The organism is Desulfitibacter sp. BRH_c19 (assembly GCA_001515945.1).
Lineage (GTDB): Bacteria > Bacillota > DSM-16504 > Desulfitibacterales > Desulfitibacteraceae > Desulfitibacter.
This window is the reverse complement of record LOER01000032.1, coordinates 54802-69417: the sequence shown is the minus strand read 5'-3', so window position 1 is coordinate 69417 and position 14616 is coordinate 54802. Positions and strand designations below refer to the sequence as shown.

Sequence of the window (14616 nt, the reverse complement as noted above, 5' to 3'; positions counted from 1 at the left end):
GATGAAGGAGGGATGGAACAGCTAGAGTATATAATCCTGTCCTTTGAAATCATAAAAAATATAGTAAGGAGGGAAAGAAAGCGTGGATAATACGACTATCTTTCGTGACATAGCTGAACGTACAGGAGGTGATATTTATCTGGGTGTAGTTGGCCCTGTTCGCACAGGTAAATCCACCTTCATCAAAAAGTTTATGGAACTTATGGTCATACCTAATATTGAAAATCCTAATGATAGAGACCGTGCTAGAGATGAACTTCCACAAAGTGGTGCAGGTAAAACTATAATGACTACCGAACCAAAATTTATACCTGCAGATGCGGTAGAGGTAAAAATCAAAGATGGACTGAAGATGAATGTTAGGGTAGTAGATTGTGTTGGTTATACAGTAGAAGGAGCAAAGGGATACGGTGATGAAGACGGACCTAGAATGGTTAGAACACCATGGTTTGAAGATGATATTCCTTTTCAAGAAGCAGCTGAGTTTGGGACTAAAAAAGTAATCGAGGACCACTCAACTATGGGACTTGTGGTATTTACTGATGGCAGCATCTCAGATATTCCAAGAGAGAACTATGAGTCAGCAGAAGAAAGAGTTATATGGGAATTACAGAGTTTAAACAAACCTTTCATTATCATCTTAAACTCAGCTAACCCATACTCTGAAGAAACTTACAATCTTGCAAATTCTCTTGAGGAACAGTATAGATCACCAGTATTACCAATGGATGTTTCAAACTTAAAAGAAGAAGATATTATGAACATTTTAGAAGAGGCTCTCTATGAGTTCCCTGTTGTTGAAATTAGTATTGATCTACCTTTATGGATTGATGAATTGGACGAAGAGCACTGGTTGAGAGTTTCGTATCAAGAAAGTGTAAACACAGCAACTGAAAATGTTAAGAAAGTAAGAGATATTGATAATGTCATAGAGACTCTTTCTATTAAAGAAAATGTTTCTAATGTTGTTCTAAAGGATATGAACCTTGGTACAGGTACAGCATACATTGATGTAAGTGCTGATAAACAACTCTACTTTAAAGTATTAGAAGAAGAAACTGGACATTCAATTCATAGTGAACAGGAATTAATGAAACTGATGAAGGAGTTATCCATAGTTAAAAAGGATTATGATAAAATTGCAACCGGCCTAAATGAAGTTAGAAACACAGGTTATGGCACAGTTACTCCTACCCTTGCTGAAATGATACTAGAAGAACCAGAGTTAATAAAACAGGGAAGAGGTTTTGGAGTAAAATTAAAGGCAACCGCACCATCTTATCATTTAATACGGGCTAATATTACTACTGAAATCACACCTCTTATTGGCACAGAAAAACAGTGTGAAGAGCTTATTCAATATATAGTGGAAGAATTTGAGGAAAATCCACAAAAAATTTGGGACACAAATATCTTTGGTAAATCTCTCTATGACCTAACTCGAGAAGGAATTCAAGGAAAACTATACAGAATGCCAGAAAATGCACAAGAGAAACTTCAGGAAACATTAGAAAGAATAGTAAATGACGGTAGCGGGGGGCTCATTTGCATTATTATATAGTCGGTTAATCACCGACTTTTATTTTTTTTAAAAACATATTTATATAAAAAATAACTATTAATTATTTCCATACGTACAATTAAAAGAAGGATATTTGTCCTAAATAGAGAATTAAAAATCCTAGAACTATTTATAACCAAGCTAATATACTGATATGCAGATATATCACCAGAATATCCAGGAAAGTCATTATTTTATATTTCCTTATGGAAAATTCAAGACTAATTGGAGGTGATTTAGGTAAGTATCTTAATGAATTCTGCATAACATTTAAAAAATGAGGAGGTTTACAGTTTGAAAAAGAAAATTATTTTAATGTTAGTTTTTGCTTTGGTGTTAAGTTTTGCGTTAGCAGGGTGTGGTGGCCAAGAACAAGAACCAAACAATGAAGGAAATGATCCAGTTGAAGAGCCACCAGTAGTTGAAACGCTTAACATTAGTATTATCACTGGCTCTACTGGTGGTACATACTATCCGCTAGGTGGAGCTATGGCCAATGTATGGACAAATTATATTGATGGTCTTCAAGTAACATCTCAGCCAGGTGGTGCATCTGTTGAAAGTGTCAACAGAGTAAATGCTGGTGAAATTGAATTAGGAATGGCAATGAATAATATTGCTGATGATGCATGGAATGGAAAAGGCACTTGGGCAGAAGATGGTCCACAGCAAAACTTCAGGGCTATTGGTGTTATTTATCCAGAGGTATACCAAGGGGTAGCTTTAGCAGATAGTGGAATAGACTCCATTGAGGACTTAGGCGGCAAGAGAGTTGCTGTTGGCCCAGTTGGTAGTGGTACGATGGTATTAAGTGAAGGAGTATTTAGAATTGCTGGTTTGGAATTTGATGACATGACTGCAGACTATGCTGGATTTGGAGATGCCGCTAGCAAAATGAAGGATGGTCATTTAGATGCTAACTTTGGTGTTCTCGGAGTTCCAGCCGCTGCTATTCAGGATATCATGACTTCACGTGATATTAACGTAATTGAAATTGATGATGAAATGTTTGCAAAGATTAAAGCTGAAATGCCATTCTTTTCCCAGTTTATCATTCCAGCCGGAACCTATGGGAATGAAGAAGATGTTAAAACAATCAACTGTCAGGCTGCATTATATGTAACACCTGACATGTCAGAAGATATGGTATATGAAATTACTAAGGTATTCTATGAGCATGCTTCTGAGATTGCTGATGCTCACGCAGCTGGAAGATACATTAGCTTAGATAAAGCATTAGATGGTATTAGCACTCCACTTCATCCAGGTGCTTTAAAATACTACCTAGAGCAAGGTATTGATGTACCAGAAGAGATTAGGTAACATATAACTAGTATTACTATTTAAACCAACAAAGTACTAACTTGATACATTATAATATTTATCTAATTGAATTAGGAGGTGCAGGTCGGGTGCCTAAAAAAGCACTCGACCTTACCTATTATGAAGAAAATATTAGTAATAATATGTTTTATTTTGATAATTCTTGGTATTTTATTGTTTAGTAGCCATTATTATTTAGAGGTTAGAGTTAATGGTTCAGAAGAGCTTGTTTACCAACAAAAGGCTAAGTTAGATGATGAATTTGATATCTACTGGACACATTCTGTTACTTTACAGCCTGTAATCGAGAGTTATAAGCTTCAAGCTCCTGGTATTATTTCAATGGAAAAAATGATATTTGATGATAATGGACCTAATCTACCGGCACATCCAGAGTATAATCAGGTCTGGACTATTAAAGATGGGAAATTCATTGTTACTGGTTATGATAGGGTTTTTGAAAGAGTTCCCGTCACCATTGGTGCAGTTATAGCAGACCATAAATTAATATATAACGGAAAAACAACATCTCTAAAGAAAGCATTTAAACCGGGTGGATTTGTTCATGTAGGAATAGCAAATAAGATGTTCATAGAGTATTTAGTCAAGGAGGTCGAAATATGGCTGACAAAGAGATAACCCTTTCTAAAGAAAATGACGAATCCAAACAGTTCGAGACCAGTTTGGATGAGGAACAAACTACGGATGTATTGGCCAAATACGACCGAGAGTTTGCCTTTCGTAGACTACAGGGTCCAATTGCCTGGTTTTGCTTTCTTTTAGCAGTTGGCTGGTCGCTGTTTCACCTATATACAGCTTATTTTGGAACCCTTCCTGGAACATTACAGCGAGCTCCTCATGTGGGAGCAGCATTAGTATTGATTTACCTCATTTATCCGGCAAAGAGAGGTTCTAAGAGTAATACGATACCATGGTATGATTATATTTTGGCATTAGCGAGTTTTGTAGTATCCGCTTACCATGTTGTATTCTATAAGGAACTCATTTGGCGGGCAGGTTTATATACTGATTTTGACATGTGGATTGGTCTTGTCGCCATTGTCTTAATTATTGAAGCTACTAGAAGGCTAGCAGGTCCTGTTCTTATATCTTTAGCCATCTTTTTCTTAGGTTACGCGTATTTTGGAGATTACTTCCCAGGATTTATGCAACACCAGGGATTATCAATTAAAAGAATAGCGGTGTTCCAGTGGCTAGGTTCTGAAGGTATCTTAGGTATTCCGATTTACGTATCTTCAACATTTATCTTTCTATTTATGTTATTTGCAACATTTTTAAAGAAGACAGGTATTGGAGACTGGATGACTAATGTTGCTATTGGACTTACTGGACGCGCTACAGGTGGTCCTGCAAAGGCTGCTGTTATAGCTAGTGCTGTTCAGGGTACTATTTCTGGAAGCTCTGTTGCAAACACAGTAGGTACAGGTTCTGTTACTATTCCTTTAATGAAAAGTATTGGTTACAGAAAAGAATTTGCTGGAGCAGTCGAAGCTACTGCATCAACTGGTGGACAGCTAATGCCTCCTATTATGGGTGCAGCAGCCTTTATAATGATTGAATTTTTAAATGTTCCGTATACCAGCATTGTTGCAGCTGCGGCGATACCTGCTTTATTGTACTTTACTGGAGTCTTTACGACTGTGCATTTTGAGGCTGTTAAAACTGGATTAACAGGTATGCCGAAGGAGAGGATGCCTGATGTTAAACAGTTATTAAGGAAGTGGTTTTTAGCTTTACCTATTGCAGCAATTATTTATTTACTAGTAAAAGGTTTTACGCCTACCATGGCTGCTTTTTGGGGTATTGTAAGTTGTGTAGTAGCATCAATGATTCTTAAAGAAACACGGATGACCATCCGGAAGATTATTACAGCTCTAGAAGAAGGTGCAAGATCTGCATTACCGGTAGTTGCAGCATGTGCCACCGCAGGTATTATTGTTGGCATAATTACCTTATCTGGTTTAGGTTTAAAGCTAGCTGGTGGTATCGTGAGTTTAGCAGGGGGCAGCCTTATTCTAACCATGGTCTTTACAATGCTTTGTTCTATCCTACTGGGTATGGGAGTACCAACTACTGCAAATTATATTATACAAGCTACTGTTTCTGCACCAGCACTAGTAATGTTAGGGGTAGAACCTATAGCTGCACATTTATTTGTATTCTATTTTGGTATTGTGGCTGACATAACCCCACCGGTAGCCTTAGCTGCTTTTGCAGGCTCAGGTATTGCTGGTTCTGATCCATTGAAAACTGGTGTTGAAGCATTTAAACTTGGATTTGCCGCCTATTTAGTACCATATATGTTTGTCTTATCTCCAGTTTTAGTTTTAGTAAGGCCAGAAGGTGTAACCACTTTTCTTTTTGTCTTTTTAGTTGTTAAAGCTGTAGTTACTGCAATAATCGGTATGACTGCAATTGGCGGATCAACTACTGGATATTTCATGGCTAAAGATCTATGGTATGAAAGGATAATTCTCTTTGTCGGTGGTGTGACTTTAGTTAATCCAGAATTGCTTACTGATATAGTTGGATTTATACTAGTTGCTACTATCTGGTTTTTACAAAAGCAGCGTAATAAAACTCAAAAGCCTAGTATCTCGGTATAGAAACTTAACTTGACAAATAATTTAATTAGTTGTATAGTTTTAAATAATTTAATAAAGAATCTTATTTAGAGTGGTGGAGGGACTGGCCCTATGAAACCCGGCAACCCCCCTTAGGGAAGGTGCTAAATCCTGCAGCCCCAGTTTTTTATTGGCTGATAGATAAGAGAGTCGAAATGCCGTTAAAAGCCTCTTCTTATCGAAGGGGCTTATTTTATATTAAAAGGAGAGAGTAATTATGAACAACAAATTTAACTTTAACACCAGAGCACTTCATGAAGGACATGTTCCAGATAAAGACACTTTATCTAGGGCTGTTCCAATTTATCAAACCACAAGTTACTTATTTGAGGATAGTGATCATGCTGCACGACTATTCTCTTTAGAAGAGCCAGGAAACATCTATACAAGAATAATGAACCCTACTACTGATGTTCTCGAAAAAAGAGTAGCTTCTCTAGAAGGTGGAGTGGGAGCTTTAGCAGTATCTTCAGGACAAGCTGCCATTACTCTTGCAATCTTAAACATATGTGAAGCTGGGGATCATCTGGTATCATCTTCAAGCCTTTATGGAGGAACCTTTAATCTATTTGCTGTTACATTAAAAAAAATCGGTATAAATGTAACAATGGTGAAGCCTGATGTTACTGAAATGGCTAGTGCCATAACTCCACAAACTAAGTGCTTGTATATAGAATCAATTGGAAACCCAAAAATGGACATCCCTGATATTGAAGCTTTATCAAAACTGGCAGAAGAACATAATATACCGTTGATAGTTGATAATACCTTTGCTACTCCATATTTATGCCGCCCATTTGAGCATGGAGCACATATAATTGTTCATTCCGCAACTAAATTCTTAGGAGGTCATGGAACCTCAATTGCAGGGGTAATCGTAGATTCTGGTAAATTTCAATGGACTAAAGATAAATTTCCTGGACTAGTAGATCCTGATCCAAGTTACCATGGAGTTAGCTATACTGAAGTATGTGGACCCGCAGCCTATATAGTTAAAGCACGAGTTCAGTTATTGAGAGATATTGGCTGCAGTCTCAGTCCATTTAACTCTTTTCTACTATTACAAGGAATCGAGACCCTTCATCTTAGAATGGAAAGACATAGCGAAAATGCCCTTGCAATAGCGAGGCATTTGAGCACACATCCTAGTGTAAGTTGGGTAAACTATCCTGGTCTAGAGGCTCATCCAAATTATGACCATGCTCAAAAGTATCTTCCAAAGGGTTGTGGTGCACTTATGACATTTGGTATAAAAGGTGGCCTTAAGGAAGGTAAGAAATTCATTGATAGTTTAAAGCTGTTTTCATTGCTTGCTAATATAGGGGATGCTAAATCACTTGTTATCCATCCTGCTAGTACAACACATCAGCAATTAACACCTGAACAACGATTAGCTAGTGGTGTAAGTGATGATTTAATTAGGTTATCCATAGGAATAGAAGATATAGAAGATATAAGAAATGATCTTGATAATGCATTAGCAGATAGTCAAAAATAGTGTCCTAACTTTACAGCTACTATCACTTTTGATATACTTATCCTAGTTATACTGTTTCCATTGCTAATAAGGCCAATAGCTATTGAGATATAGGACTAGGTGTTAAAATAATCTTTAAAAAGAATAATTTTAACTTGCACCCCCTAAATGGGGGTGTTATAATGTCTATCATGAATGGATATATGTATTTATCACATGGACATCAAGGGGGTATTTTAATATGATGTCTAAGAAAGATAATAGTGAACAAAAGTTTTATCTTGTCAGGGCTGATATATTACCTGAAGCTATTTTAAAAACTGCTGAGGCTAAGGAGATAATTAGTAAGGGTAAAGTAGATACTGTCAATCAAGCTGTAGATAAAGTTGGCTTAAGTAGAAGTGCTTTTTATAAGTATAGAGATGGTGTTTTTCCACTTCAGGATCCACTTAAAGGCACAATAGTTAGCTTATCAATGCTTTTAGACCATAAAGCTGGTATTTTATCACAAGTATTAAATACCGTTGCCAGGGCAAATGCAAACATATTAACTATTAACCAAAACATACCTTTACAGGGTGTAGGACATGTAACCATATCAGTTGAAATAGCTCAAATGGCTATTTCACTAGATAAATTACTTAAAAATCTTAGTGACCTAGCTGGAGTGGTTAAGGTAGAGCTGGTTGGGCAGTCTTAAGGAGGCAATGTATATGGATACTATTAAAGTTGGACTACTAGGACTAGGAACTGTTGGAACTGGTGTTGCAAAGGTTTTACAAAACAATCAGGATAGTATAACTAAAAAGGTTGGAAAACCTGTTGAGTTGGCTAAAATTCTTGTAAGAAATAAAGATAAACAAAGAAATTTATCAGTACCTACTGAAATCTTAACTGATAATCCTGAAGACTTATTAGCTGATCCTGAAATCAATATCATAGTTGAGGTTATGGGTGGAATTCAACCTACAAAAGATTACATTATCAAGGCGTTAGAAAATGGTAAACATGTTGTAACAGCAAACAAGGATTTACTTGCTATTCATGGAAAAGAATTATTTGCCGCTGCTGAAAATAAACACAATGATCTGTTTTTTGAAGCAAGCGTTGCCGGCGGAATACCAATAATAAGACCTTTAAAAGAGTGCTTAGCTGGAAATAGACTAGAGCAGGTTATGGGAATTATTAATGGCACAACAAATTATATACTTACAAAAATGACATTAGAAGGTTCAGACTTTAATGAAGTACTTAAGGAAGCTCAAGAACTAGGATATGCAGAGGAAGATCCTAGTTCAGATATTGAAGGCTTTGATGCAGCAAGAAAGATAGCAATTCTTGCATCTGTTGCCTTTTGTACAAGAGTTACTTTTTCAGATGTCTTTGTGGAGGGCATTACTAATATTACGGTAGAAGATATTCAGTATGCCAAGGATTTAGGTTATGTTATAAAGCTTTTAGGAATTGCTAAAAGCATAAATGGTTACGTTGAAGTTAGAGTTCATCCAGCATTTATACCAAAAAATCATCCATTAGCTACTGTAAATGATGCATATAATGCCATTTTTGTTAAAGGTGACGCAATTGGTGAGGCAATGTTTTTTGGTCAGGGAGCCGGTGAACTGCCAACTGCAAGTGCTATAGTTGGAGATATTGTAGCTGCAGCTAGGGACATTGCATATGGTGTAACCGGCAGAATTTCCTGTACATGCTTTGAAGATAAACCTATAATTGAAATAGGTAAACTAAGAAGTGAATATTATCTTAGGCTTAAGGTTGCAGACAAACCTGGTGTCCTAGCAAGCATTGCTAGTGTTTTTGGAAACCATGATGTTAGTATAGCTTCAGTATTGCAAAAAAGTATGGGTAACAATGGTAAAGCAGAGATTGTATTAATCACTCATGTGGTAACCGAAAATAGTGTCAGGGATGCACTACAAATAATTGGTGGTATGTCTATAGTTGATACTATCTCAAATGTTATTCGTGTTGAAGGGGGAAACAAGTAAATGCATTGGCAAGGCTTATATATCAGCAATTATAAGCCAAAGGGTTTAAAAATAAAATTGCTAATAGTATAACACTACCAAGGGATTTAGAAAGTAGTGCGTCAGTAATAATAGCCCAAGCAATCAAAGATTCTTTCAAAAAATCAGGAGTTGAATGTACAATAAAAAATCTAAATACGGAAATTAATGGAGTAGAAATTATTAAGGAGAGAGGGGTAGTACAGCTATGAGCATTATGGTTCAAAAATTCGGAGGTAGCTCAGTAGCTGATGCTGAAAGAATAAAGAGAGTAGCAAAAAGAGTTGTCGAGACGAAGAGAATGGGTCATAAGGTTGTTACCGTAGTTTCAGCAATGGGTGATAATACAGATCATTTAATTTCTCTGGCAAAACAAGTATCAGATTCTCCATCCAAAAGGGAAATGGATATGCTTTTAGCTACTGGTGAACAAGTTTCAATAGCTCTTTTAGCAATGGCTATTCAAGCAATGGGTGAACCTGTAATTTCATTAACAGGTCCACAAGCTGGAATTACAACAGATAATATCCACTGTAAGGCAAGAATTCTTGATATTAGTTCTGATAGGCTACATCAAGAGTTAGATCAAGGTAGAATAGTTATAGTAGCTGGTTTCCAAGGAGCAACTATAAATGATGATATAACCACCCTCGGCAGAGGTGGCTCTGATACAACTGCTGCTGCTATTGCTGCAGCTTTAGAAGCAGAAATGTGTGAAATATATACTGATGTTGATGGAGTCTATGCTGCAGATCCTAGGATCGTTTCTAACATTAAAAAATTAGACTACGTATCCTTTGATGAAATGTTAGAATTGGCTAGTCTTGGCGCAAAGGTCTTAGAACCAAGAGCTGTAGAGTTTGCTAAAATTTATAATGTTAAGCTTCATGTAAGATCAAGCTTTAATAATTCTAAAGGAACCATCGTTCAGGAGGTCAGCAATATGGAAATGGAAAAAGAAATTGTTGTTAGTGGTGTAGCCCATGATTTAAACGCAGTAAAGATGGCAGTATTTGGCGTTCCTGATATCCCTGGAATGGCCTGTAGAATATTTAAGACACTTGCTGAGCAATCTATAAACGTTGATATGATTGTGCAAAGTGCTAAAGTGAATGGTGTTAATGATATAGCATTTACTATAGAGAAAGAGGATATGGAAAAGACTAAAGATATTTTGGAAAAGATTGCTAAAAAAATGAATGCCAGGGGTATGGGTTGTACAGAGAACATTGCAAAGGTCAGCATTGTAGGAGCTGGAATGATTACCCACCCAGGTGTAGCAGCTGATATGTTTGAAGCCTTGGCAGAAGCCAATATTAACTTAGAAATGATTAGTACCTCTGAAATTAAGGTTTCTGTCATAATTGACGCTAAGGATTGCATTAAGGCTGTTAAAACTCTAGTTGACAAATTCAACCTACAAAATGAAGATGTCGCAAATGTAGCTGGTTAAACATCCTTATAGTCTGAGATTTCCCATTGACTGTAAACTGCTGGTAAATTAACTTCTTGACTTTATATGCTTCAGGTTGTAGAATATACTCTGTAGCCTGTCGGGGCGTGGCTCAGCTTGGTAGAGCGCTACCTTGGGGTGGTAGAGGTCGTCGGTTCAAATCCGGTCGCTCCGACCATTAATATCAACGGTTTTCGGGGTTTTTTAACACATCCTTAAATATTGAATATTGACAGTAATTTTGACAGTAATTTGAATTAAAAATAGCATTACCGCCACTAGAGGGTATTCCTTTGACGGTAATGTGATAGAGAATATTATTCAGTTTGTCCTCATCTTGTATGGGGACTTTTTTTGTTGTAAATAACCCCATCTACTTAGCTATTTCGTCTGATGCTAACTGCGCCGAAACATGAGAGTAAGTGTCTGCAATGGACCAGGGTTTTGGTTTTGTGTGTGTACGAGAGAGATGATTTTATCTAAATTTCTTTCTTTTTAGTAAATAAAGGCCATTAGCTGCAATACTTAGATCATAGGTTTTAATTATATTGATAAAGGCAGTTGAATAATCAGCTGCTTTATCTTTAATGTATTAAATAAAAAATCATTCGGAATTACTTTGCTGAAGGATTCTCTTTTTATTAAAGCTAATACACCTGATACGACATGCAACTTGTTCCATAATTATACGTTTTTAGAATAATATAGAAATAAAGAAGGATAAACTAATTAGAATATAGAATACTTTTAGAAAAGATAATTCAGAATTTTCTATCAATATTTGTCTAAAATTGCTGGATTTTCACAATAAAAAGAAGGAATGAAAAAATGTTAAGGAAAAGAGTAGTCCAGATTTTTGTATTACTAATGATTTTGTTGGCTTTTTCATCAGTATCCTTTGCTCAAGGAAGTGAAGTAGCAGCCTTTGCTCAAGGAAGTGAGGCAATAGCCAAGGTTAAAGTAAATGAACAACCAGAGAAGGTTAAAGGAAATAAAGCAGCAGACAAGGTTAAAGGAAATGAAGCAGAGGGAAGTCTCACAGTAAGTAATGAAATTATACCCATGACAGAAGTAAGGATAATCAACATTGAGGTAGATTTCGGCTATTTACCTGATTTAGAAGAGTTAGAATGGACTCTTGGGGGAAAACAATTTGATGAATGGAAAACTTGGGATTTTGATGCAAGAGATTATACTGGTGATCCATTTATTCTATTCGAAACAGAACCTTATCTTGATGGAACTGTTGTAAAAGCTCAGATTAAGAATGAACTTTTGTTTGATACATCTAGTCCAACTTCTAGGACTATTCGTCCTAGAATTGTAGACTTAACTGGCTATTTTGATTTAATAGTAAAAGATATAGAAACAGGAATAGAACTAAAAAGGATAATGAGAGTGGCTCCATATGATAGTTTTTACCTTTACGATGAATTTGGAGATGTAATTGATGAAATCAAAGGAAATGTAATTAACGGTAGATATATTGAACATGAAGTCTCAGGCAAAACAAATGAAGGTAGAGATATAAATTTTGTTATAGTGGCTAAGGATAAAAAATCAGTTGATAATTATCTTAAAAAGACACTTCCTCTTATGTTAGAAAACCCAGAAGCTTTGCAAGAAAAACTCAAGGATGGCACCATAGGAGATTACAAAGTACCTATTTGGTACAATAATATTCACCCAGATGAAACCATAGGAATTGATGCTCAAATTAAACTTATGGAGTGGTTTTCTACACAGGAAACAATAGAATATTGGACATATGATGATGATGATAGAAGTGGTATAGAAGGCGACAGAGAAAAGACAAAGGTATCTATCAATGTAGATGAAGCTTTAGACGATGTTATACTTTTGTTTAACCTTACTCAGAATCCTGATGGAAGATATCATATGGTTAGACAAAATACAAATGGCTTTGACCTAAACCGTGATAACGCTTTCCAGACACAAATAGAAACTCAAATTGTAACTTCAGAGATAGCAAAGTGGACTCCATTAATCTTTTTAGATCTACATGGGTTTTATGATTCAATGGTAATAGATCCATGTACACCGCCTCATGATCAGAACTATGAGTATGACTTACTAAATAAAAATATGAATCCATTAGGTTATACCATGGGTAACGCAGCAATCGCAAATTCAACATATACACAATATCGCATTGCTCAAGATCATTGGGGGTCAGGTTGGGAGGATTCTGCACCTTCTTATACAGCACAATATGCAATGCACCATGGAGCTTTAGGATTTACTGTAGAAATGCCACAGATAAACGAGAACTGTAATACTTCGACAGTACATTTGGCTTTGGCTGCAGCGAAATATGCTATAGATGGTAAGGATGATTTATTTATGGACCAACTCGAGATTTTCAGGCGAGGTGTTCAAGGTATAGACGATACGGAAGTAGATGAATACTTTGTGGCTCCTGATTTGGAAACAGTTGTCGGAAGGGAAAGAGGGAACAATGATAACTTCTTCCCAGAATATTATGTAATTCCTGTAGAGAAAGAGTTACAAAGAAATGCTTTGGAAGCTTATAATATGGTGGAATGGCTTCTGAGAAATGGAATAAAAGTAGATACATTAGTAAAAAGTACTGATGTAGATGGTATTACTTACCCAGCAGGGAGTTATATAGTACCAATGCACCAGGCAAAACGTGGACTTGCTAATACAGTATTGTCTGACGGAATCAATTGGTCTGATTGGCCCGTTATGTATGCAGAAATTGCAATGGTTTTCCATGATTTACGTGGGTTTGACAGATATGAAGTAAGAGTTGAAGAAGCATTTGATGACAATACACGAGAAGTTAAAAAGATGGTTATTCCTAAAGGTAATATAATAATAGGTAATGACAAAGAGGTTAAGAATGCAGATGAATATGTAATAAAAAATTCTAACAATGATGCCATAAGGGTAGTTAATGAATTGTTAGCTAAAGGTAAAACCGTTAAATGGATATTAGAATCTGGTGATGGATATTCTATGGGGGACTATTTAGTTTCCAAAACAGATATTAACAATTTATCAAATAATTACGTACTTGACTTAGCCGCAGTGAATCTAACTTCGGTGAAGACAATAACTTTGGCCCAGCCAAAAGTATCAGTAAACGGTTATGAAAGTACATTTGTACTCAAGGAATTAGGTTTTAACCTTGTATCAAGGAATCAGGCAGATGTAATTGTTGATAATAGTGGAACCGAATTGCAAAGTGGTAAACACTATATTGGAGTTGGTGGAGGATCATTTACTCAATTAAAGGATAGTAGTTTAATTCCGGGATTTGACTATGACCGCTCTGATGATAAAGGTAGAGCCCGAGGCGAAGGGCTTTTACACGGTATAATTAATCAGAACAGCTTAATTACAGCTGGATATAGTGAGGAGGACTACCTATATACTACTTCAGGATCATGGATAACATCTGTTCCTGAAGGTGCACAAGTCCTTGCAAGTGTAAGTGATGGAGATGATTTCTACAAAGCTGGCTGGTGGCCAGGTTATGAAGGAGCACAAGGCCAGATTTTTGCATTTACAACGAAAATTGATGGCGCCTCCATTACCCTATTTGCCAATGACTTAACCAACAGAGCACATCCAAGGTACTCTTATAGGTTCTTAGCCCAATGCAATATTTGCGGCACAACTTGATGGAGATTCGGACTAAACAGATTATAGGGTCAATAGAAACTTGAACACTTATACTAGCTAGAGAAAAAAGATAGTTCGTCATGTAAGTGTAAAGGTCAATGCAAAAATATAATGCATTGACCTTTACTTATTATTAAAAATAAATCAGATTTCTATACAACTATTTTAAAATACTAACATGAATATCAGTCTTTGAAAAAGTGGATGTAAATAAGAGTGTATGACTCTATATATAGTATGTTACTATTTTCTTGATAAAGTTAAGTTTTGCTTGAGTAAGGACAAAGATATTCAACAGTTAATTACATATTTAGGAGATAGGTTTTGACAGTTACGGGGTTAATAAAAAGACATGCTACAATGCGTTAGATTTTAATGTACTATTTTTTACAATTAGATAAGCCATTGATACATTTAAAAATTTCCATCTATATGCATGGATTTTTGCAAGCATTTTG

Annotated in this window: 9 protein-coding genes and 1 tRNA gene; all 10 read left to right on the top strand. The window is 36.0% G+C overall.

The window, feature by feature from the left end; translation table 11 throughout:
• Nucleotides 1-82 precede the first annotated feature (82 nt).
• Entirely contained in the window at nt 83-1561 is a 1479-nt protein-coding gene (locus APF76_07425; protein ID KUO50477.1) for a stage IV sporulation protein A, read from the top strand.
• A gap of 294 nt (nt 1562-1855) precedes the next feature.
• The gene (locus APF76_07420) at nt 1856-2884 is read left to right on the top strand and encodes a hypothetical protein (GenBank protein KUO50476.1); all 1029 of its coding nucleotides are present in this window, start codon (nt 1856-1858) and stop codon (nt 2882-2884) included.
• Between the two features lie 120 nt (nt 2885-3004).
• Nucleotides 3005-3523: a hypothetical protein gene (locus APF76_07415; GenBank protein KUO50475.1), complete on the top strand. Its 519-nt coding sequence runs from the start codon at nt 3005-3007 to the stop codon at nt 3521-3523.
• A 44-nt stretch (nt 3524-3567) separates the two neighbouring features.
• Nucleotides 3568-5511, top strand: coding sequence for a C4-dicarboxylate ABC transporter (locus tag APF76_07410; GenBank protein KUO50655.1), 1944 nt, complete (start codon nt 3568-3570; stop codon nt 5509-5511).
• A gap of 235 nt (nt 5512-5746) precedes the next feature.
• The gene (locus APF76_07405; GenBank protein KUO50474.1) at nt 5747-7027 is read left to right on the top strand and encodes an O-acetylhomoserine aminocarboxypropyltransferase; all 1281 of its coding nucleotides are present in this window, start codon (nt 5747-5749) and stop codon (nt 7025-7027) included.
• Between the two features lie 223 nt (nt 7028-7250).
• On the top strand, nt 7251-7706 hold the full coding sequence (locus APF76_07400) for an ACT domain-containing protein (GenBank protein KUO50654.1): 456 nt from the start codon (nt 7251-7253) through the stop codon (nt 7704-7706).
• A gap of 7 nt (nt 7707-7713) precedes the next feature.
• Nucleotides 7714-9015: a homoserine dehydrogenase gene (locus APF76_07395; GenBank protein KUO50473.1), complete on the top strand. Its 1302-nt coding sequence runs from the start codon at nt 7714-7716 to the stop codon at nt 9013-9015.
• 226 nt (nt 9016-9241) lie between these two features.
• Complete coding sequence (locus APF76_07390) at nt 9242-10486, top strand: aspartate kinase (GenBank protein ID KUO50472.1); 1245 nt, start codon at nt 9242-9244, stop codon at nt 10484-10486.
• 101 nt (nt 10487-10587) lie between these two features.
• Nucleotides 10588-10664: transfer RNA gene (locus tag APF76_07385), tRNA-Pro, on the top strand.
• Between the two features lie 650 nt (nt 10665-11314).
• Nucleotides 11315-14158 carry a hypothetical protein gene (locus APF76_07380; protein ID KUO50471.1) on the top strand — a complete coding sequence of 948 codons (2844 nt, stop codon included), beginning with the start codon at nt 11315-11317 and terminating at the stop codon, nt 14156-14158.
• Nucleotides 14159-14616 lie beyond the last annotated feature (458 nt).